13 protein-coding genes are annotated in these 21390 nt (G+C 71.0%); 4 read left to right on the plus strand and 9 right to left on the minus strand.

Annotated features, from left to right (window positions below; translation table 11 throughout):
• Positions 1–30 precede the first annotated feature (30 nt).
• The 3 genes from ABZ990_RS05370 to ABZ990_RS05380 all read right to left on the minus strand — a co-directional run bounded on the left by ABZ990_RS05370 (position 31) and on the right by ABZ990_RS05380 (position 2094).
• Positions 31–624 (minus strand): GNAT family N-acetyltransferase, encoded by a 594-nt coding sequence (locus ABZ990_RS05370; RefSeq protein ID WP_361225578.1) that lies wholly within the window; start codon positions 622–624, stop codon positions 31–33.
• 70 nt (positions 625–694) lie between these two features.
• Entirely contained in the window at positions 695–1618 is a 924-nt protein-coding gene (locus ABZ990_RS05375) for an aminoglycoside phosphotransferase family protein (protein ID WP_361225580.1), read from the minus strand.
• 89 nt (positions 1619–1707) lie between these two features.
• The gene (locus tag ABZ990_RS05380) at positions 1708–2094 is read right to left on the minus strand and encodes a VOC family protein (protein WP_361225583.1); all 387 of its coding nucleotides are present in this window, start codon (positions 2092–2094) and stop codon (positions 1708–1710) included.
• A gap of 17 nt (positions 2095–2111) precedes the next feature.
• Here ABZ990_RS05380 and ABZ990_RS05385 point away from each other — a divergent pair, with 17 nt between their 5' ends.
• Positions 2112–3452: a 6-phospho-beta-glucosidase gene (locus tag ABZ990_RS05385; protein WP_361225586.1), complete on the plus strand. Its 1341-nt coding sequence runs from the start codon at positions 2112–2114 to the stop codon at positions 3450–3452.
• A 300-nt stretch (positions 3453–3752) separates the two neighbouring features.
• Here ABZ990_RS05385 and ABZ990_RS05390 read toward each other — a convergent pair whose 3' ends face one another.
• From ABZ990_RS05390 to ABZ990_RS05400, 3 genes are all read right to left on the minus strand, one after another.
• A complete protein-coding gene (locus ABZ990_RS05390; RefSeq protein WP_361225589.1) occupies positions 3753–4559 on the minus strand; it encodes an SAM-dependent methyltransferase in 807 nt (268 codons plus the stop codon).
• A 74-nt stretch (positions 4560–4633) separates the two neighbouring features.
• On the minus strand, positions 4634–4870 hold the full coding sequence (locus ABZ990_RS05395; protein ID WP_359875614.1) for a DUF397 domain-containing protein: 237 nt from the start codon (positions 4868–4870) through the stop codon (positions 4634–4636).
• Entirely contained in the window at positions 4871–5752 is an 882-nt protein-coding gene (locus ABZ990_RS05400) for a helix-turn-helix transcriptional regulator (RefSeq protein WP_361225593.1), read from the minus strand. It abuts the gene before it with no gap.
• A 258-nt stretch (positions 5753–6010) separates the two neighbouring features.
• Here ABZ990_RS05400 and ABZ990_RS05405 point away from each other — a divergent pair, with 258 nt between their 5' ends.
• From ABZ990_RS05405 to ABZ990_RS05415, 3 genes are all read left to right on the plus strand, one after another.
• Positions 6011–6622 (plus strand): ATP-binding protein, encoded by a 612-nt coding sequence (locus ABZ990_RS05405; RefSeq protein ID WP_361225596.1) that lies wholly within the window; start codon positions 6011–6013, stop codon positions 6620–6622.
• An 83-nt stretch (positions 6623–6705) separates the two neighbouring features.
• Entirely contained in the window at positions 6706–7056 is a 351-nt protein-coding gene (locus tag ABZ990_RS05410) for a hypothetical protein (RefSeq protein WP_361225764.1), read from the plus strand.
• A gap of 83 nt (positions 7057–7139) precedes the next feature.
• Entirely contained in the window at positions 7140–7868 is a 729-nt protein-coding gene (locus tag ABZ990_RS05415) for a methyltransferase domain-containing protein (RefSeq protein ID WP_361225599.1), read from the plus strand.
• A gap of 82 nt (positions 7869–7950) precedes the next feature.
• On the opposite strand, the gene bla is transcribed toward ABZ990_RS05415, so the two are convergent.
• The 3 genes from bla to ABZ990_RS05430 form a co-directional block, all read right to left on the minus strand.
• Positions 7951–8919 (minus strand): class A beta-lactamase, encoded by a 969-nt coding sequence (gene bla, locus ABZ990_RS05420; RefSeq protein WP_361225602.1) that lies wholly within the window; start codon positions 8917–8919, stop codon positions 7951–7953.
• A 414-nt stretch (positions 8920–9333) separates the two neighbouring features.
• Positions 9334–10329, minus strand: coding sequence for a 2OG-Fe(II) oxygenase family protein (locus ABZ990_RS05425; RefSeq protein ID WP_361225605.1), 996 nt, complete (start codon positions 10327–10329; stop codon positions 9334–9336).
• Between the two features lie 82 nt (positions 10330–10411).
• On the minus strand, positions 10412–21271 hold the full coding sequence (locus ABZ990_RS05430) for an amino acid adenylation domain-containing protein (RefSeq protein WP_361225608.1): 10860 nt from the start codon (positions 21269–21271) through the stop codon (positions 10412–10414).
• Positions 21272–21390: the final 119 nt, after the last annotated feature.

The raw sequence follows: 21390 nt of genomic DNA on the forward strand, positions 1-21390 counted from the left end.
TTCGCCGCCCGCCCCACCGAGGTGCCTCGGTCAGCGCGGGTCGCGCCACATCCCCCACAGCGTCGGGCCGCCGCCGGGCAGCGCGAATTCCTCGCGCACGGCGAAACCGAAGTGCTCGTAGACGGGGAGGTTGGCGGCCTTGGACGACTCCAGGTAGACCGGCAGGCCCGCCGCGTCGGCCTGGACGAGGCCGGAGCGCAGGAGGGCGCCGCCCTGTCCGGTGCCCTGGGCGGCGGGGGCGGCGCCGATGAGCGCCAGCGACCAGTGGGGTTCGCCCGGGGTGTGCGCGGCGGCGGTCTCGACGGCCTCCTTGAACAGGCCGGCCCGGTCGCCGAGGATCCCGATCAGGCGCCGGATGGTCTCCGCGTCCGGGACGGCCTTCTCCTGGGCCTCGGCCGGAACCCAGAAGGAGACCGCCGCGTCGGTGCGTTCACACACGCCGTTCAGGAGGTACTGGCGAGTGAAGAGCGTCGAGAAGTAGTCCGCGAGCATGGTCGCGCGCGTGGTGTCCTCGGGGAAGAACCAGCGCATCATCGGGTCGTCGTCGAAGGCCAGGACCAGCGTGCGGCTGATGTCCGCCGTGTCCTGGAGTTCCGCTTTCCTGGGTGCGTTCGTCGTCTCCATGAGGGCATTCTGCCTACAAATGATCTTGAAAGATCGACCGGGGCCCCGCCCGGAATCCAGGGCCCGGAGGTCAGCCCACGCCGAACCATGCCTCTGCGAGCGCGGGCAGCTCCGGCTCGCCCGTGACGCCGAGTTCGCGCAGGTACCAGGGGAGATTGCTGTACACGTGCAGCAGGGTGTAGGCGAGCAGGACGTCCGGCTCGAACGTCTCGCCGTACGCGCGGGCGAGCCGGCCCAGCAGCGCCGGGTCGCCCCGGGTGACGAACAGCCCGACGCCGACGAAGTCGTAGGCCCGGTCCCCGATCATGGCGGGTTCGAAGTCGTAGAAGCCCGTGAGCCGCCAGGTGTCGGGGGTGGTGAAGAAGTGCTGCCGCATCACCTCGGTGTGCAGCAGACTGGGCCGCGGGGTGCGCGGCAGCGGCACGGAGGTCAGGAAGTCCTCGATCCGCTCCAGCCAGCCGGGCGGCAGTCCGCGCTCGCGCTGACGTTGGACGGCGCCCGCCCGCTGCCGGTCGAGGAAGGCGCCCCAGTCGCCGGGGCCGACGGCATCCGTGAGCGGCCCGTGGTCGAGGGCGTGCAGCGCCGCGAGGGCCTCGCCGATCCCGGTGACCATCCGCTCCTGGTCCGCGCGCGGCACGCGCTCCCAGGCATGCGCGAGGTTCTCGCCGGGCAGCCGCGACATCAGGACGTACCGCCAGCCGTTCTCGTACCCGCCGGCGTCACGCACGCACGGGGTCGCCACCGGCAGTCGGCCCTCGACATGGGCGAGGACCCGGGCTTCGGTGATCCCGTCCTGGGCGGCGGACCCGGGGAACAGCTTGAGCACGAGCTCGTCGCCCACCGCGTAGACCGGCTGGGACCCTTCCGGGAAACGGGTGAGCGGCGCACCGCCGAGGCCGAGACGGGCGCACAGGTCTCGCGCTCCGGGGAGCATCATCGACTCGTCGGGGACGATCCGGCGCCAGTCTTCATCGGTCTCGACGGGAGGCAGCATGATCGACATCCTAGGACGGCCCTCTGGGGCCGACCACCGGGATTCCCCTGCCGCGGACCGGAGCCGGGGCCTGATCCGACGGACCGGCCCTACGGCCGGTAGCGCAGCGGGTGTTGGTCCGGGACCTCCACCACCGCGATGGGGATGCCGTCCGGGTCCGCGAGCCACATCTCGATCAGGCCCCAGGGCTCGGTGACCGGTTCACGCACCACGTGGACGTCCTTGCCGCGCAACTCCTCGCGTGCGGCCCGCACATCGGCGACCTGGAGCCAGAGGCGGGGCCCGGGCGGGGTGGGCGGCGCGGTGGCCCGGCCGGAGAGTTCGAGGAAGCCGCCGCCGAGGAAGTAGACGGTGCCGCGGTCCGGCCCCGTCCCGAACTCGCGGTACACGGCGAGGCCGAGCGTGTCACCGTAGAAGCGGCGCGATCGCTCCGGATCGGTCGGACAAAGCAGAATCCTGCTACTGAGGACGTGCATTTCAGTAGCGTACGGGCATGAGACTCACGATTCTCGGAGGCGGCGGATTCCGGGTGCCGCTCGTGTACGGCGCTCTGCTCGGCGATCACGCCGAGGGACGGATCACCCATGTCACCCTGTTCGACCTGGACGAGAGACGCCTGTCGGCCATCTCCCGAGTGCTGGCCGAGCAGGCGAGGGGGGTGCCGGACGCGCCGGTGGTGCGCGTGACCACGGATCTCGACGAGGCCGTGTACGAAGCGGACTTCATCTTCTCGGCGATCCGGGTGGGCGGTCTCCACGGGCGCGCGGCCGACGAGCGGATCGCGCTCGACGAGGGGGTGCTGGGCCAGGAGACGGTGGGCGCCGGCGGACTCGCGTACGGGCTGCGGACGCTGCCCGTGGTGACGCGGATCGCCCAGCAGATCGCCGATCTCGCCCCGGACGCCTGGGTCATCAACTTCACCAACCCGGCGGGCCTGGTCACCGAGGCCATGTCGCGGATCCTCGGCGACCGGGTGATCGGCATCTGCGACTCCCCGGTGGGGCTCGGCCGCCGGGTGGCACGGGCGCTCAACGTCGATCCGCGCAAGGTGTGGCTCGACTACGTGGGCCTCAACCACCTCGGCTGGCTGCGCGGGGTGAAGGTCGGCGGGAAGGACATCCTCCCCCGGCTCTTCGAGTACGACACGCTGCTCGGCTCCTTCGAGGAGGGCCGGCTGTTCGGCCTCGAATGGCTGCGTTCGCTGGGCGCGATCCCCAACGAGTACCTGCACTACTACTACTTCAACCGCGAGACGGTCCGCGCCTACAGCGAGGCGAAGCGCACCCGGGGCGCCTACCTCCTGGAACAACAGGAGGGTTTCTACCGGGAGATGGAGAGGTCGGACACCCCCGCCCTGGCGACCTGGCAGCGGACCCTCGCCGACCGCGAGGCGACCTACATGGCGCACAACCGGGAGGCGGCCGGCCTCGGCGACCGGTACGAGGAGGATCTGGAGTCGGGCGGCTACGAGCAGGTCGCGCTCTCGTTGATGCGGGCGATCGCGCGCAACGAGCGGACCACGCTGATCCTCAACGTCCGTAACCGGCAGACCCTTTCGGTGCTCGACGCGGACGCGGTCATCGAGGTGCCGTGCCTCGTCGACGCGTCCGGCGCCCATCCGGTGTCCGTGGATCCGCTGCCGGGTCACGCGGTGGGTCTGGTGACCTCGGTGAAGGCGGTGGAGCGGGAGGCGATGGCCGCGGCGGAGTCGTGCTCGCGGGCGGCCGCGGTGAAGGCGTTCGCGCTCCATCCGCTGGTCGACTCGGTGGGGGTGGCCCGGCGGCTGCTGGACAACTACATGGACGAGTTCGCGGGACTCTCCTACCTGCGCTGACAGTTCCCGGGCATACGAGCGAGCGGCCCGCCACCCCGCGGAGAGGGGTGGCGGGCCGCTCGGTCGTGTACGGGAGGAAAGGGATCCGGACAGCCCCTAGGGCGTGTTTCGAAAGTAGCTCCGTCCGCCCGGAGGGCGGGGCCTGCGGCGTCTGGTGCGTACGATCGCAAGGCGGAGGATCATCCTCGTACTGGACGTACTTGGATGACTCCGACAACGCAGCGAGCGGGCGTGCCAGGCGTCGCGGGCCAGGAGGGACTTTCGAAACAGGCCCTAGTCCCCTTCGCCGTACGGGAGTTCCTAGCCGACGCGGCCGACGCCCACCCAGCCCGGGATCGGGCTGTCACCCTGGACCGGGATGGGCTCGCCCAGCTCCGGGTGCCACTCGGCGACGAGCGAGACGCCCGGCTCGACCAGTTCGAGGTCGTGGAAGAAGGTCTCCACCTCGCTCTGCGAGCGGGGCCGCAGGGTCAGACCGCGCTCCTTGTACATGGCGACGGCCTTCGCCGAGCCCTCCGGGTCGAAGTCCCCGGTGACATGGGACAGGACGAGGTAGCTGCCGGGCGCGAGCTTGCCGACCAGCTTGTCCACGAGGTCGGCGGCGCCGTCCTCGTCGCCGATGAAGTGGAGAAGAGCGAGCAGCGACAGCGCGATCGGCTTGTCGAAGTCAAGGATCTTTCCGGCCTCTTCCAGGATCAGCTCGGGATCCCGGGCGTCGACCTGGATGTAGTCGGTGGCACCCTCGGGGGTCGACCGCAGCAGGGCGGCCGCGTGGGCGAGCACGATGGGGTCGTTGTCGCAGTAGACGACCCGCGACTCCGGCGCGGCCTGCTGGGCTATCTGGTGCAGGTTGGGCTCGGTCGGGATGCCGGTGCCGATGTCCAGGTACTGGCGCACGCCCTGGGCGCTGAGCCACCGGGTGGCGCGGTGCATGAAGGCGCGGTTGGTGCGGGCCATGTCCCGGCCTCGCGCGTCGAGCTTGAGGAGCTGGCGGGCCATCTCCTCGTCGACGGGATAGTTGTCCTTGCCTCCCAGGAACCAGTCGTACATCCGGGCGGGGTGCGGCTTGCTGGTGTCGATCCGGATGGATGCGGGGTCCGGGCTCATCGGTTCTCCTCGGCGGGACGAATGGTGACGCGTGGTGCAAGAGTTACGCGACGGGAGGGGTCACGCGAAAGGGCTCAAGTGAGCAGGAAGTCAGCCTGGCCGGATTTCGCCCCTTGAATGAACGCGGCGATCTCGCGGTGCGTATAGATGAGCGCGGGACCCTCGGGGTCCGCGGACTGGCGCATGGCGATCCTGCCGTCGGCCAGCTTCATGGCCTCGACGCAGTTGCCGCCGTTTCCGCCGCTCCACGGCTTGTGCCAGCCCTCGGCACCGAGGTCGGCGGCGGGCATGCCGTTGTACACGCGGTCCATTCACAGCTCCTTGCGGAGATCCCGGAGGATCTCCTTCGTGCGTTGTGCAGTCGCGGCCGAAGCCGCCATGCGGTCCATGACCTCGAGGTGGGAGGCCACCTCGGGGCGTCCGTCGAGATAGACGGCGCCGGTCAGGTACTCGCTGTAGACCATGTCCGGGAGTTCGGGCATGGCGAAACGGAAGAGGACGAAGGGGCCGTAGGTACCGGGGTGGTGCCCGGACGAGAACTCCGCGATCTGCAGAGTGACGTTCGGCAGTTCCGTCGCTTCCAGGAGGTGGTCGAGCTGGGCGCGCATCACCTCGGGTCCGTCGCCGACCGGCCGGCGGAAGACCGTCTCGTCCATGATCACCCAGAATTTGGGTGCGTCCTCCCTGGTCAGGAGGGACTGGCGCTCCATCCGGAGGGCCACATGGCGCTCGGTCTCCTCGGCGTTCTCCGCGCTGTCGGCGTTCCTGCCGCCGAGGGCGCCGCTGCGCAGGATGGCCCGGGCGTAGTCCGGGGTCTGCAGCAGGCCGGGAACGAACTGGGGCTCGTAGGCGCGGATGAGGCTGGCCGCGCCTTCCAGGCTGACGTACATCGAGAACCAGCCGGGCAGCACGTCGTGGAACCGCTGCCACCAGCCGGGGAGGTTGGCCTCCTCCGCGAGGGCGATGAAGCCCTCCGCCTCGGAGTCGACGACGCCATAGGACTTCAGGAGCATCTGGACGTACGGGATCTTCAGCGCGACCTCGGCGGTCTCCATGCGCCGGATCGTCGCCGGGGCGACGCGCAGGATCTTGGCGGCTTCCTCGCGCTTGAGGCCCGCGCGCTCGCGCAGGTCCTGCAGGCGTCTGCCGAGGACGACCTGTCCCACCGTGGGGGCGGACCGCGGCTCGCTCACTCTGAAGACCTCCCCGACGCGCTGTTTTGGTCGAGTGTGCCATGGACGCTCTCAGAGGAGAACACCACACTCTGCAATTTTCAGAGTGCCACTTGCCAAGTGTCCGAGTCAGGAGCACAGTATTCCGGTGAACCAGTACACACGCCGACGTGCACATCGTCATGAAGGCGTGCGTACCGCTCTCCTGCCCACAGTTGTGAGGATCCGGTCGTGGCATCTGGTAACGCGCACTCCTCAAGTCTCATGAGCCCCCGCGTCATGCCTCAGCGCCCTCGGCCCGACGCCTTGTCCACCGCTTCGCCCGCCGCCGCTCCGGCCCCCGCCGTGACCGCGACCGCCGCCGCTCCGGCCCCCGCCGTGACCGCGACCGCCGCCGCTCCGGCCGCCGCCGTGACTGCGACCGCGACGACCCCCGTCGCCGCGACTCCGAGCACCGTCACCGCGGCCCCCGCCCCCGCCGCGCGCATCGACGAACGCCGCTTCGCCTTCGAGCTGCCCGCCCGCACCGAATCGGTCGCCCGGGCCCGCCGGCTCGCCGAGGATCGGCTGATCCTCTGGGGCTGCGGCGCCGACGTCCGTGACACCGTCACCCTCGTCGTCTCCGAGCTGGTCACCAACGCCGTCGTCCACACCGCGAGCGCCCGCGTCGTGTGCGAGCTGCGCGAAGGGGACGAACGGCTGCGGATATCCGTACGCGACGAGGGCGGCCCCGCGGGGCCCCGGATACGCGACTGCGGAGCGGAGGAACGCGGCCGTGGCCTGATCCTCGTCGACGCCCTGTGCTCGGCCTGGGGTGCGGACCGCACCGGCCACGGCACGGCGCAGGTCGTCTGGGCGGAGCTGGCGCACGGTATGGCGGAGCCGTGCTGAGGTCCGCCGCGACCCTGCTGATCCCGCGCTCCCGCAAGAGCCCCGAACGCGCCACCCTCCCCGCGCCGGTCGGCGTCACCCCGCTGACCCTCCCGGCGGGCCTGCCCGCCACCCTCGGCTGCGACGCGGTGGGCGTCCCCGCCCGGTACGGCTTCCGCATCCTGTCCCGGCTGCCCGCCAAGGGCTGTGTCTACGCGGACAGCGACTGGTGGTGGTGGCTGGTCCCGGCCGGATCGGACCTCGATCTGCTCTGGCCGATGCCCGCCTGCTACGCGGACGGCGCCACGGTCCCGGATCGCGGACCGCGACTGATCCACCACCCCGACGGCGGCTCCCTCTACACCCCGCCGATCCCCCTCTACCTGCTGATCTGCCAGCTGACCGGCATCGCACCGTCGTGGAGCAGGCCGTCACACGTCCGCAGCACCCTGTGACCGGCCGCCGCCCCCGGAACAGCGGTCCGGGCGGTCCGGGCGGTACGGCCCCCAAGGCCGCCGCCGGGTCGTAGGGTCGGGGCATGTTCTCCCCCGAGGGCCCCTCGTTCCCCGCGCTGGTACGGCAGGCGCTGTCCTCCGTCGAGCGCGGCTACGACCTGCTCGCGACCACGTTCGACGCCACCCCGTTCCGGACTCCGGACCCGGTGCTCGACGCGGTCGCGGAGACCCTGGAGCCGCTCGGCCCGTTCGACTCCGGTCTCGACGTCTGCTGCGGGACCGGCGCCGGGCTGGCGATGCTGCGTACGGTGTGCGCGGGCCGGACCGTCGGGGTCGACTTCAGCGCGGGCATGCTCGCCGAGGCCCGGCGCGCCCACTCGGACGCGTCCCTCGTCCGCGCCGATGCCCTGGCTCTCCCCTTCGCCCCGGTCTTCGACCTGGCGGTCAGCTTCGGCGCCTTCGGCCACTTCGTGCCCGCCGCGCAGCGCACCCTGTTCGCCGGGGTCCACGCCTCCCTGCGCCCGGGCGGCACCTTCGCCTTCCCGTTGCCGGCCCCGCCGCGCGTGGGCTCGGCCCCGTACTGGACGCTCTGGGGCTTCGACGCGGCGATGCGCGCGCGCAACCTCGTGTGGCGCCCGCCCTTCGTGATGTACTACCGCACCTTCCGTCTGGCCGACGTACGCCGCCGTCTCACGGACACGGGATTCACCGTGGAGCTGCTGCCCATCCGGTCGCTGGGCACCCGGGCGGACGGCAGCCCGCGCTGCCGGCTGGTGGTGGCCCGCAAGAACGGGCGGGCCGAGACTCCGTAGGCGCCACGGGATCGGGACGCCGCTCCGAAGTGCCTGGAGACCGGGCGGCCCGGCCGCGATCGCCCGGCCCGCTCCCCCAGGGTCAGGACAGTTCGTCCGCGACCACGGACGCCGCCTTCGCGATCAGCCGGTCGTCGTAGCCGGTGTCCGTCCGCCGGTGCGACAGGATCGCCATGACGACGGGCGCGCCGCCGGGGGGCCACACCACGGCGATGTCGTTGCGGGTGCCGTAGGTGACCCCGGCTCCGCTGCGGTCGCCGACCACCCAGCCCTTGGGCATCCCGGCCCTGATGAGTCCGGTGCCGGTGGTGCTGGCCTGCAGCCACGCGGCGAGCTGGGTGCGCTCGCCCTCGCCGAGCAGGTCTCCCAGGGCGAACCCGCGCAGGTCCTCCGCCAGCCTCCGCGGCGTGCTCGTGTCCCGAGTGGCGCCCGGGGACCACTGGTTGAGGTCCGGCTCCAGGCGCTCCACCCGGGTGGTGTCGTCGCCGGCCTTCTTGAGAGCGGCGTTCAGGGCCTTCGGGCCCCCGAGTTCACCGACCAGCAGATTGGCCGCGGTGTTGTCGCCGAGCCGTATGGCGGCGTCGCACAGCTCACGCAGACTCAGCCCCGTACCGGCGTGCTCCTGGGTCACCGGAGAGTGGGGGACCAGATCGCCGACGGAGTAGCCGACCTTCCGGTCCAGTCCGCCCAGCGAGTACTCGCGCAGCACGGCGCCGACGACCAGCGCTTTGAAGGTGGAGGCGTAGGCGAATCGCTCGTCGGCGTTGTGGGTGATCTCCCGCCCGCTGCCGGTGTCGACGGCGTAGACACCCAGCCGCGCGTCGAACTCGCGCTCCAGGGTGGCGAATCGACGCTCGGTGGCCTTCGCGTCCGGGGCGGGCTTCGTCGCCCCGGACGAGGGGGACGACGCCGAGGGGGCCGAAACCGAGGGGGACAACAGGGCCGGCGGCGCCTCGGCCGATGGTCTCGCCTCGCCGCAGGCTGTCAGCGGAAGGAGGGTGAGCACGGCGAGCGCACCGAGAACGGTGTGTCGCGCGCGGGCGAACTGCATGGTCCAAGCCTCCGGATCACTCCCGCGCGCGGGGCGGGGGACGCACAGCTGAGGGAACGACCAGGCTCCGTCGCGGAGCGTGATCGCGCTCCGACTCATCCTCGCGGCCGGGCACCTTCATGGTCAAACCTGCTGATACGCGGCCCCGTTGGCAAGGGGCGAAGGCACGGATCCGGCGAGCGCGCACCTATTCTCCTCGGCGCGGCAGCTCCTTCGTTCGCACCGGCGGACCGGCCGGCGGGGCCCCGGCGGACCCTCCGTACACGCGGAACGCCCGGCCGGGGAACCCCGGCCGGGCGTCCGTACGCACCGCTCGCGGCCCGATCGATCGGACCGGTCACGGTGGGCGAGGAACCGCCGGGCACCACGCTGTGCCCGGCAAGCTCCTTCACCAGCTCACAGTTTGACGATTGCTCAGGTCTGGCCGTTCTTCGCGATCAGCGCGTGGAAGCCCTCTTGCAGGTACTCCCCGTACGTGACGGCCGGGTTGAGCTTCCGGTCGCCGGTGTCCTCCGGGTGGAACGGCTTCATCACGCTGTTCTGCCCGGCGTGGAGGAAGAACGGCAGGGACAGGCGTTCCGCGTTGACGTACTTGACCCGGTGGTTGGGGGCCGGGAAGTAGTCGTTCGTGAGGTACCCGAGGTAGGTGCCGCAGTTGATCAGGAAGTTCTCCCCGGACGTCGGCAGGCTCTGCCACCCGTCCACCGTCTCGACCTGGAGGTTCTGCACCTCGGTCTGGAACAGGACGGTGATCATCGACACGTCGAGGTGGTCCTCGAAGCTGAGCCTGGTGCCGTCCGGGCCCGTCTTGATCGCCGCTTCCGGGTACGGATCCAGGTACGGGTACCGGATCATCGAGACGGCGGAGAGGGTGTCCTCCTCGGTGACCTCGTTCTCGAAGAACTCCTCCGGCTTGCCGAGCGCCAGCGCGAAGCCCCGCAGCAGCACCTTCGAGAGCCGGAACACCTCGCGGTAGTACTGCTCGCCGAAGGACCGGAAGTCCGGATGGCGTTCCTCGTCCGGCCAGACGTTCACCTCGTGCATCGGCGTCCCGGCCTTGATCATCGGGTGGTCCTCGCCGAACGACGGGTTCAGGTAGCACCAGGACTCGACGGTCTTCCGGCCCGGGCGGGCCATGTAATAACCGTTGCGCACATGCGAGTTGTTCTCGTTGTACGCGTGGATCGCCAGGTCGTGCTTCTCCTGGTCGGTCATGGTCCGGTGGAACTCGTTGACCACGTCCTGCAGCCGCCGCACGTCGATGCCGTGGTGGGAGGCGTAGAAGAAGCCCGAACCGCGGCAGGCCTCGTTGATCTGCCGCGCGACGTGCGCCTTGGCGTCCGGGTCGGTCCCGAACAGGGGGGAGATGTCGATCGTCGGCACGTCGGCCGACGGCATCAGGACAGGCATGGCATCCTCCGTGGAGTGTGCGCCAGGCGTGGGCGCCTGGACATGGCGTGCGGTGTCTTGCGGGTGGCCGCGGGGTCGCGGCTCACCATGCGTCCGCCAGCGACGCCGAGATGCGCCGGCACATCTCGGTGACCAGACGCTCGTTGCGGACCCAGGAGTGATGGGTCTCGCCGGAGAGCGGGTGGACGTCGATCGACTCGGCGGGCACGAGGGTGTCCAGGGCGTTGTAGGGCGTGTGGCGGTAGAACTCGAAGAGCCGGTGCTGCTGTTCGTCCCGGACGATCTCGTTCGGCTTCTCCGCCTTGAACATGGTCAGCCGTCCGAGCCGGGCCGTCAGCCGGTCGAGGTCCTCCCGCTCGGGCGTGTAGTGGTAGTTGATGGGGTCGAGGAGGTCCTCGACTCCGGGGAGCCCGATGCGTTCGGTGGCGTGCCGCATGTTGAAGTAGGAGTCGATGACGAACAGGTTGTCGATCTTCTCCCCCTCTCGGGCCAGCCGCATCGACGCCTCCAGGGCCACGATCCCGCCGAAGCTCCAGCCGAGGAGGCTGTAGGGCCCGGTCGGCTGCAACTCCCGGATGTGGCGCAGGTAGTAGTCGGCGACGGCCTCGAAGGACTCCATGGGCGTATGCAGGTGCACGTTGTTGAACACCACGAGCCGGTATCCGGGCAGCCGTTGGGCGATGTTGCTCAGATAGCTCTCGGCCCCTCCCTCGCCGGGCGGGAGGACGAACAGGGTGCGTTCGGCGTGCTCCTCGTTGACGAGGATGTACGGCTCGAAGTCGTCGGCACTGGTGACCTCCGGCCGGCCGGACCGCGCCCGGCCCGCGCCGCTGCGGGCCACGCCCGCCGTGTGCGCGGCCAACCGCTCGAGCCAGGTGCGCAGTTCGTCGGTCAGACGGCGGGTGGTGGCCGGGTCGAGCCGGCTGTCGACGGCGGTGACGAGCCGGTCCCCGACGCAGCGCATGGTCACGTCGACGGCGAACTGGTCCGCGCCCCGGTTGTGTGGGGAGATGTGGCTCCCCGACATGGCGGAGTCGAGCCGCCAGTCCGCCGGGGTGTCCGCCGTCCCCTCTGCCCCGCCGGCGAACCGGCCGAGGTAGTTGAAGCTGACCGGGGCGAGCGGTGCGCGCTCGCCGCCGTAGCGGCCGAACAGGGCCCCGTAGCCGATGCCGTGGTGCGGCACCCCGCGGGACGCCTCCTTGGCGGCGAGCACGCTGCTCCCGAGGTCTTCCGGGTCCGTGCGCAGGCCGAGCGGGTACATCGTGGTGAACCAGCCGACCGTGTCGCGTACGTCGGGCGCCCCGGCGAACCTCTCGCGGCCGTGGCCCTCGACCGTGACGTGGTTGACGGCCCGCCCGGTCACCGACGCGAGCGCCAGTCCGGTCGCCGTCAGCAACAGCTCGTGCAGGGTGGTGTCGTACGCCCAGCACCCCTCGGTGAGCAGGATCCCGGTGTCCGCCTCGCCCAGCGCGAACTCCTCGTGGAGCGTGTCCGCGCCCTCGACGGCGGACAGGTCTCCGGCGGCCTGCGCGAGGCCGTCTCGGACCTCCTCCCACAGCCGTGTCTCGTGCTCCTCGGGGACGTAGCGCCCGAGCGCCTCGCCCCACTGCCGGTAGCTGCTCGTCTTCTCCTCGGGTTCCCCGCCGTGGTAGAGGATCTCCAGGTCCTGGGCGAGGATGTGCCAGCTGACGGAGTCGACGATCAGGTGGTGCAGGGCGAACCAGACCCGTGCGCTGCCGTCCTCGTACCCGTGCAGATAGGCGGTGCGGGCGATCGGTCCGGCGGTCAGGTCGAAGCCGCTCTGCCACTGGTCGAGCCGGTCGCGGATCTCCTCGTCGGTCAGGCCCCTGACGTCGAGTTCGTCGAGGTCGAGGTCGTCCTGTCCCCCGGCGTACGTCTGGGTGACCTTCTCCGCCGTGCCGTCCAGGCCGCTGTAGCGCAGCCGGAACACGTCGTGCTGGTCGACGAGCCGCGCCAGCGCCTCGCGCAGCCTCGGCACGTCGAGTTCGGGCGTCCGGACGGCGAAGTTGTGGTTCCAGTGGCCCTGTTCGGCGAGCGGTTTGGCGAAGAACCACTCCTGGACGGGCAGCAGCGGACAGTCGCCGCTCAGCCGTCCCTGCTCCGGCTTCACGGAGTCGTCGTCCCGCGCGTCGAGTTCGTCCTGCGTCTTGGACAGGACGTTGTCGACGAGCCGGCGGACCGTGGGGAAGTCGAAGATGTGCTTGACGCTGATCCTGCGGCCGGTCTCCCGCTGTACCTGGCTCGCCAGGTGCAGGGCGCTGATGCTGTCGCCGCCCGAGCGGAAGAAGTCGTCGTCGATCCCGACCGTCCCGCCCGGCAGTTGCGCGCTCCACAGCCGGCACAGCCGGGCCTCGACGCGACTGCGCGGCGGCGCGTGGACGGCGCGCCGGGCCGCGAAGTCCACGGCGGGCAGCGCCTTGACGTCCAGCTTGCCGTTGACGGTGGTCGGCAGCCCGTCCAGGCGCACCAGCGTGGCGGGCACCATGCCGGACATCAGCCGGGCGCGCAGCGCGGCGTACATCGCGTCCTCGTCCACCGGCGCGTCCGGGTCGGCCGTGTAGTAGCCGACGAGCCGCTTGCCGTCCGGCGAGCGCTCGTCCCCGGTGGCGACGACCACGCACTCCCGTACGTGCGGGCAGGCGGCGAGGGCCGCCTCGACCTCGCCGAGTTCGATGCGCAGGCCGTGGATCTTGACCTGGGCATCGTCGCGCCCGACGTAGCGGAGCTCGCCGTCGCGGGTGCGGTGGACGAGGTCGCCGGTGCGGTACAGGACCCCGTGGCGCCCGGTGCGGCGCTCCTCGTCGGTCTGGAACGGGTTGGGCAGGAAGCGTTCCCGGGTCAGCTCGGGCCGGTTCAGATAGCCGTCCGTGACGCACTCGCCGGACAGGTACAGCTCGCCCACCGCGCCCGGGGGCAGCAGCCGCAGGGAGTCGCCGAGCACGTGCAGCCGGGTGTTGTCCAGCGGCCGTCCGAGGACGTTCTCGTAGGGGTCCCCGGGTTCGAAGCGCCGGACGGTGTTGTAGACGGCGGTCTCCGTGGTGCCGTACGCGTTGAAGATCGGGCCGGAGAACTCCGCGCGGATCTTGTCGAAGTGGCGCTCGTGGAACGCCTCTCCGGCGACCAGCACGGCCCGCAGGCCCGTCAGGCGTGAGAGGTCCAGCTGGGTGATCTGGGTGGGGGTGCCGCTGATGTACGTCAGGCCGGCACGGTTGGCGTAGTCGTGGAAGCCCTCGTCGGCGGCGGGCGCCGACGGGGGGACGACCAGGGTGTGGCCGCCGAGGAGGGACAGCGCCAGCTGTTCGACGGAGAAGTCGAAGACGTAGTTGGCGAGGAACAGCACGCCCTCTCGCGTGGTGTCGGGCCCGCCGAAGTAGCGTCCGGCGAGCTGCCCTCGGAAGCTGTCCACGGCGCCGTGCGGCACCAGGACCGCCTTGGGCCGGCCGGTCGTGCCGGAGGTGTAGATGGCGTAGGCCGGATCGGTGACCGAGGCGGCCGAGGCGGGGTTCTCGGTGGAGCGGTAGCCCATGGGCAGCCGGTCGGCCTCGACCAGCGGCAGCCGGGCCGAGGCGGACAGTCCGCCCAGCCGGGCCGCGTGGCCGTGCTCCGTCACCAGGAGCCGCGCCCCCGTGTCCTGGAGCATGAAGGCGATCCGGTCGTCCGGGTGGTCCGGGTCGATCGGCAGGTACGCCGCGCCGGCCTTCCACACCGCCAGGATCGCGGTGATCGTCAGGTCGCTCTTGTCGAGCACCAGGCCGACGAGATCGCCGGGCCGCAGCGACACCTCCGCGCGCAGATAGTGGGCGAGCTGGTTGGCGCGCTCGTTGAGCTGCCGGTACGTCAGGGTCAGGTCGCCGAACACCACCGCGGTCCGGTCCGGGTGGGCGGCGGCCATCTCCTCGAACACGGCGTGCAGGGTCCGGGCGGGGGCGGCCGGAACGGTCTGCGGGCCGGCGGCCAGCAGCCGCTTGCGGCCGTCCTCGTCCACGCCGGTGACCTCGGCCAGGCCGGCCTGCTCCCCGGTCGGGGAGAGCCGGGCGAACTCGCGCAGGACATGGCCGAAGGTCGTGACGAAGCCCTCGGCGCTCGCGTCCTCGAACAGGGCGGCGGCGTAGGTCAGGTTGCCCGCCAGGCCGCCGTCCCGGCTCTCGGTGAGGGTGGCCGACAGATCGAACTTGGTGGCCGTCCAGCCCCCGGCGTCCGGCTTGTAGCCGGTCATCTCCGGCGCTCCGCCGGGCAGTTGGACGTCTCCGGTCCGGTCGGTGACGTTCTGCAGGGTGAAGTTCACCTGGAGGATGGGGTGCCGGCTCGGGTCCTTGTCGACGTCGAGTTCCTTGACGAGCTGTTCGAACGGCAGCTCGCCGTGGACCTGGGCGGCGACGACGTCCTGGCCGACCGCGCGGACGTAGTCCGCCAGCGACGCGTGGCCGTCCGTCCGTACCCGCAGGGCGATCAGGTTCGCGAAGAAGCCGACCGTGCGGTCGAACTCCGGGCGTCCTCGGTGGGCGGTGGGCGTGCCCACCACGAAGTCGCGCTGGCCGGTGTACATCGTCAGCGTCAGGCACCAGGCGCTCAGCAGCACGCTGTACAGGCTGACCCGCGCCGACCGGGCGAGGGCCCGCAGGGCCTCCACGGTCTCGTCGTCGAGGGCGAACTCGATCTCCCGGCCCCGGTAGTCGAAGCGGGCCGGGCGGGGACGGTCCAGCGGCAGCCTGATCGTCTCGTACCCCTCCAGCGTCCGGCTCCAGAACTCGGTGAGTTCCGGCCGCGAGCCGGCCAGGTACTGCCGCTGCCACACGGCGAAGTCCGCGTAACTGCCTCGGATCAGGCCGAGGTCGGCCTCGGGCACGCCCCGCAGGAGGGCCGCCAGCTCCTGCCGGAACACGTTCCACGACCAGCCGTCGAAGCCGGTGTGGTGCAGGACGAGGCTCAGGTAGAGGTGTCCGGGGTCGGTGGCGAGTTCGAACAGGTCGGCGCGCAGCGGGAGTTCCTCGTCCAGACGGAAGACGTACCCCTCGCACTGGACGAGCCGCTTGTCCAGCTCGGTGATGTCGCCGACCGGATACACGCCCGGACGGAAGAGATCCCGCGCGGCGTCCTCGGACAGGACGACCTGGGTGCGCAGGCCGTCCCGGTCCGTGCGGAGCAGGGTGCGCAGGGCGGCGTGGCGGCGCAGCAGAGTGCGCAGGGCCTCGACCACCGTCTCCCCGAAGTCCCCGTCCTGGACCGGGATCCGCAGCACGAACGGGATGTTGTAGGCGGCGGTGCCGCCCTCGAACTCCTCGATGAACAGCAGACGTTCCTGCGCCAGGGAGACAGGCGTGCGTCCGTCGCCCGCCGCCGCGCGGCCGGCCGCGGACTCGGTGCCCGGCTCGGCGCCGCCCGCCTGCTCGGCGGTGTCCCGGATGTGCCGGGCCTGGGTGCCGAGGGTGGTGTGCTGGAGCACGGTCGCGACGCCGAGACCTCGGCCGAAGCCGGTGGTGATGGCCTGGGCGAGCGCCATGGCGCGGATGCTGTCGCCGCCGAGGGCGAAGAAGTCGTCGTGCACGGAGATACGGTCCGGGGCGATCCCGAGCACCGCCGACCAGATGCCGCACAGTTTGATCTCGACATCGCTGGAGGGGGCCACGTACTCGGCGCCGGCGCCCGCGGCGAAGTCCGTCTCCGGCAGGCGGCGGATGTCCAGTTTGCCGCTGGGCGTGACCGGGATGTCCGTGATCCGCAGGACGCGGGCGGGGACGATGGCCTCGGGCAGCTTGCGCCGCATCCACTCCTTGACGTCCTGCTCGTCCAGGTCCCGGTCGGCGATGCAGAAGCCGACGAGGTACTTCTGGGCCGCCGCGGAGCCGCCGCCCTGGTGCTCCCGGGCGATGACCAGCGAGCGGGTCACGCCGGGGTAGGACGACAGGACGGCCTCGATCTCGCCGAGTTCGACGCGCTGTCCGCGGATCTTGACCTGGAGATCGGTGCGGCCGAGGCACTCCAGTTCCCCGTTCGCCTGCCACCGCACCAGGTCGCCCGTCTTGTACAGGCGCGCGTTGTACCCGGCCGTCTTCTCCTCGGGCGTCTGGAACGGGTTGTCCACGAAGCGGTCCGCCGTGAGGTCGTCACGGTTGAGGTAGCCGCGGGCGACCCCGTCGCCGCCGATGTACAGCTCGCCCATGCCGCCGATCGGGACCCGCCGCATCCTCTTGTCGAGGACGTAGGCCGTGGTGTTGTCCACCGGGTGGCCGATGCTCTTGGTGGCCCGGCGCTCGCCGACCGCGTACGGCCGCTTGTGGCTGGTGATCGAGATTTCCGTGGGGCCGTACCCGTTGATGATGGTGCCGCCGAAGGTGCCTCGGATCTTCTCGAACACCGGCTCGGTGAAGTCCTCGCCGATCGCGTCGACCCGGGTCAGGGACGCCGCCGTCGAGTAGTCGTACAGCGACAGCACCGACGGGGTGCCGGAGAGGTACGTGACCTGCTCGTCGTTCATGTACCGGTAGAGGCGCTCGGGGTCGGTGCGCATGCTGTCGTCGAGCACCACGAGCTTCTGCCCGTTGAGCAGCGCGTCGGTCATCTGCTCCACGAAGTGGTCGAACACGTAGTTGGAGAACGACAGCAGGGCCTCGTCGCCCCGGCTCTTGTCCAGGGCGAACAGCTTCGCCAGGGAGTGCTGCAGATTGACCACGCCCCGGTGCTCGACCAGGACGGCCTTGGGCCGGCCGGTGGTGCCGGAGGTGTAGATGGCGTAGGCCAGGTCGGTGCTGGTGACCGGGGTGACGGGCCGGTGCGTGGGCAGGCCGTCCAGCGGCAGCCGTTCGATGTCCAGGACCGGACGGGCGTCCTCGGCCGGCAGGGCGCGCAGCCGTTCGCCGTGGGCCTCGTTGGTCACCACGGTCCGGGACCGGGTGTCCTGGAGCATGAAGGCGATGCGGTCGTCGGGGTAGGCGGGGTCGATCGGCACATAGGCCGCACCGGCCTTCCACACCGCGAGGATCGCCGTGATCATCAGCTCGTTCTTGTCGAGCACCAGGCCGACCATGTCGCCCGGCCGCAGCTCGGCCGTGCTCCGCAGGTGGTGGGCGAGGCGGTTGGCCCGCTCGTCCAGCTCCCGGTAGGTCAGCCGGCGGTCGCGGTAGACCAGGGCGATCTCGTCGGGCCAGGCCGCCGCCTGCTCCTCGAACACGGCGTCCAGCGTCCGGTCGTCCGGGAACGGGGCCCGGGTACGGTTCCACGCGTCGAAGCGCTCGACCACGGCGGGCGAGACGTACTCCAGCTCGTCGACCGGCCGGCCGATGTCGTCCGCGACCTGGGTGAACAGGGTGCGCGCGACGTCCAGGAGGTGATCGATGGTGGCGTCCTCGAACAACTCGCCCGCGTACCAGAGAGTGACCGTGAACTCGTCGCCCTCCTCGCGTGCGACGACGGCGACCGGGTAGTCCACCTTGTCGGCGTCGTACGCCTTCTCGAACCGCAGGAACTCGTCGTACTCCCCTGCCTCGTCGAGGAGTTCGGGGTAGTTCTCCAGGACCAGCAGCGTGTCGAAGAGCCGGCGCTTCATCCCGCCGGTCTCCAGCCGGCCCAGCTCCACCACGCTCTTGCTGTTCATGGTGTTCACGGTGGCCTGGATGTCGCCGAGCACCGCGCCCACGCTCCGGCCGGCCTGCTCGTCGTGATCCACCACCAGCGGCAGGGTGTTGATGAACAGCCCCACCGAGTTCTCGACGCCGTCGACCGGGACGTTGCGTCCGGAGACGATGGTGCCGACCACCGTGGTGTTCCCGCCGCCGACGGCGTACAGCACCTTGTGCCACACGAACTGCAGTACGGAGTGCAGGGTGACGGAGCGGTCGGCGCACACCGCCTTGAGCCGCGCCGTCAGGTCCGCGCCGAGACCGAGCCGTCTCGTCCGGTGCTCCTGGACATGGCTGTAGTCGCCGAGGTCGACCTGGTGACGGATCTCCTCCTTGAGCAGTCCGCCGAAGTCGCCACGCTCGTCGATGCGTTCGACCTGGCGCAGCCAGTGCTCGACGTCGTCGTCGCGGTGCGCCTCCCAGTACCGCTGGGCCGCCACATACGCGTGGTCCGTCTCCGGTGCGACCTCCTCCCCCTTGAGCAGACGCAGGTATACCCGGTGCACGTCGTCGTGGAGGACCGGCAGGCTCCAGCCGTCCATGACGAGGTGGTGACAGCTGAAGATCAGGGAGAACAGCTCGTCGCTCTGCCGGATCAGGTGGACACGGAACATCCGGCCCTCGGCCGGGTCGTACGGCTCCGTCCGGTCCCGCTCCTGGATCTGCCTGATCCGCGCGTCCTGTTCGGCCGGGTCCGCCACGTCGCCGAGGTCGACGAACCGCCAGTCGACCGGCCGGTCCTCGCCGTCGACGATCTGCAGCGGCTCCTCGGCCCACTCGAAGCGCACCCGCAGGGCGGGGTACTTCCGCTGCGCGAACTCCCATGCCTCACGCATCAGTTCCGGCCGCAGCGCACAGCGGTAGCGGTGCACCGACTGCATGACGTAGGCGTCGTCGCCGCCCCTGCTCCGCAGGGCGTGGTAGAGCAGCCCCTGCTGAAGGCCGTTGGCGCGCAGCCGGCGGAACGTCCCGCCGTCCGGGTCCTGTTCGGGGTCCTGCCCGGCCTCCGGCCGGGGGTGCCGGTCCAGATGGCGGGCCAGCTCGCCCAGCGTCCGGTGCTCGAACACGTCCTCCACCGTGACGAAGGCGCCCAGCCGCTGCCGTACCCGGGCGATGAGCAGGATGCAGGAGATGCTCTGGCCGCCGAGCCGGAAGAAGTCGTCGCCCTCGCCGATCCCGGCCGCCGGAATGCCGAGGACCTCGCTCCAGATGTCCCGCAGCGCCTCGATCGCGCCGCCGGCCGGGCCCTCCGGGCGGTCGCCGCGCGAGTCGGGTCCCCCGGCCCGTGCCGGACCGGCGGGGCGGACGAGGTCCACATCGGGCAGCGCCCGCCAATCCACCTTGCCGTTGACGTTGACCGGGATGGTGTCCATACGGATCATCCGGGCCGGGACCATGATCCGGACGAGCCGCTGCCCGAGGAACTCCAGCAGCTCCTCCTCGGTGACCTCGGCCGAGGGCTCGGTGGTGTAGTAGCCGACCAGGTGGCGGTCGTCGGAACCGCCGGCCCCTTCCCGGGCCACCACGGAGCACTTGCGCACCCCGGGGAACTCGGTGGCCTGCGCCTCGATCTCACCGGGCTCGACGCGGACACCGTTCAGCTTGAGCTGGAAATCGCTGCGGCCCATGAACTCGACCTCGCCGGACGGCAGGACCCGGGCCAGGTCACCCGTCCGGTACAGGCGCGCGTTGTCCCCGGACGCCTTCTCCCGCTCCGACTGGAACGGATTCGACGTGAACCGCTCGGCGGTCAGGCTCTCGCGGTTGAGGTAGCCGGGCGCGATCCCGGAGCCGCCGATGTAGAGCTCGCCGATGGCACCGATGGGCAGCTGCTTGAGGTTCTGGCTCAGCACGTACCACTTCACGTTCCGCAGCGGACGGCCGATGCTGCGGTCCTTGCGCTCCGTGACGCCCGGCGCGAATTCCTTGACGGCGGTGACGAACGCCGCCTCGGTGAAGGCGTATTCATTGACGACACGGCCGGAGAATCTCTCGCGCAGCCGGCGCAGACCCGCCGCGGTCAGCTCCTCGCCGACCAGCAGCAGCTTCTTCAGGCTCGTACATCGCCCGAGGTCGAAGTGCTGGAGCACCGACCCGGTGGCGTTGAGATACGTCACCCCGTGCCGCTCCAGATACGCGGGGAAGCGGTCCGGGTCCAGCCTGATCTCGTCGGGGACGATCACCAGCGTCTGGGAGTTGAGGAGGGCGATCAGGGTCTGCCGCAGATGCGGCTCGAACACGTAGGAGGCGTAGAGCGCGACCCGCTCCTCGCCGGGCCGCCGCATCTCGTAGCGCTCGGACAGGTCGGTGATGCTGTTCACGACGCTGTCGTGGAACTTGGGGACGCCCTTCGGCACGCCCGTGGTGCCGGAGGTGTAGGTCACGTACGCGAGGTCGCCGCTGCCCGCGGACAGCACGGGCTTCGTCGCCGGGGCGCCCGCGGCCTCCAGCTCGGCGAGCACCGTCTCGATCTCGATGATCCGCACCTCGGCGTGCCCGGCCCCGAGCGTCTCCCTGAGCCGGGCCGCGTGGCGCCGGTTGGTGACGATCCCGGCGAGCCCGGTGTCACCGACGACGAAGCGGATCCGCTCGGCCGGGTAGGCGGGGTCGATCGGTACGTAGGCCGCGCCGGCCTTCCACAGCCCGAGGGCGGCCACGACCCCCAGGTCGCTCTTGTCCAGGTACATCCCGACCAGCTGCTGCGGGCGCACCCCCAGCTCCGGCCCCAGCAGCCAGTGCGCGAACCGGTTGGCCCGCTCGTCCACCTCGCGGTAGGTCAGCCGGGTGTCGCCGAAGACGACGGCCTCCCGGTCCGGGGACCTGCGCACGGCCTCCTCGAAGAGGTCGTCGAGCCGCTTGTCCCGCGGGAAGTCGCCGTCGGTGGCGTTCCACACGTCCAGCTGCCGCCGCTGGTCCTCCGAGACCAGCTCCATGTCGGCGACGAGCCGCCCGGGCCGGTGGAGGAACTGGCCGAGGACCTCGCGCACCACGTCGAGGACACCGGCGATGGTCCGGTCCTCGAAGAGCTCTCCCGCGTAGGCCAGCGTCCACCGCAGGTATCCGTCCGCCTCGATGTCGCGGACGACGACCACGAGCGGGGAGGAGGGCAGCTCGGCCAGGTCCACGTCCCGGTCGGCGAGGACGAGCAGGGCGTCGAACAGGCCTCGGCCCAGCACCTCGTCCGCGTCGACGTACGCGTCCTTCCGGCCCACCTCGGCGCCCAGTTCCCGTACGGCCTCGCGGCATGTGCGGCCGGCCTGCTCGACATGGTCGACGATGACCGGGAGCACCGGCGCCCGCCGCACGTCGGCGGCATCGGCGGCTCCCGTGGCTCCCGTGGCTCCCGTGGCTCCCGTGGCTCCCGTGGCTCCCGTGGCTCCCGTGGCTCCCGTGGCTCCCGTGGCTCCCGTGGCTCCCGTGGCTC

It is taken from the genome of Streptomyces sp. NPDC046203, from assembly GCF_040646255.1.
In the GTDB taxonomy this organism is placed as follows: Bacteria; Actinomycetota; Actinomycetes; order Streptomycetales; family Streptomycetaceae; genus Streptomyces.

Excerpts from the sequence above, each read along its gene's own strand:
- ABZ990_RS05370 (WP_361225578.1), bottom strand. The coding sequence starts at position 624 with ATGGAGACGACGAACGCACCCAGGAAAGCGGAACTCCAGGACACGGCG.
- ABZ990_RS05395 (WP_359875614.1), bottom strand. The coding sequence starts at position 4,870 with ATGGACCGCGTGTACAACGGCATGCCCGCCGCCGACCTCGGTGCCGAG.
- ABZ990_RS05385 (WP_361225586.1), top strand. The coding sequence starts at position 2,112 with ATGAGACTCACGATTCTCGGAGGCGGCGGATTCCGGGTGCCGCTCGTG.
- ABZ990_RS05405 (WP_361225596.1), top strand. The coding sequence starts at position 6,011 with ATGCCTCAGCGCCCTCGGCCCGACGCCTTGTCCACCGCTTCGCCCGCC.
- ABZ990_RS05415 (WP_361225599.1), top strand. The coding sequence starts at position 7,140 with ATGTTCTCCCCCGAGGGCCCCTCGTTCCCCGCGCTGGTACGGCAGGCG.
- ABZ990_RS05380 (WP_361225583.1), bottom strand. The coding sequence starts at position 2,094 with ATGCACGTCCTCAGTAGCAGGATTCTGCTTTGTCCGACCGATCCGGAG.
- bla (WP_361225602.1), bottom strand. The coding sequence starts at position 8,919 with ATGCAGTTCGCCCGCGCGCGACACACCGTTCTCGGTGCGCTCGCCGTG.
- ABZ990_RS05375 (WP_361225580.1), bottom strand. The coding sequence starts at position 1,618 with ATGCTGCCTCCCGTCGAGACCGATGAAGACTGGCGCCGGATCGTCCCC.
- ABZ990_RS05390 (WP_361225589.1), bottom strand. The coding sequence starts at position 4,559 with ATGAGCCCGGACCCCGCATCCATCCGGATCGACACCAGCAAGCCGCAC.
- ABZ990_RS05425 (WP_361225605.1), bottom strand. The coding sequence starts at position 10,329 with ATGCCTGTCCTGATGCCGTCGGCCGACGTGCCGACGATCGACATCTCC.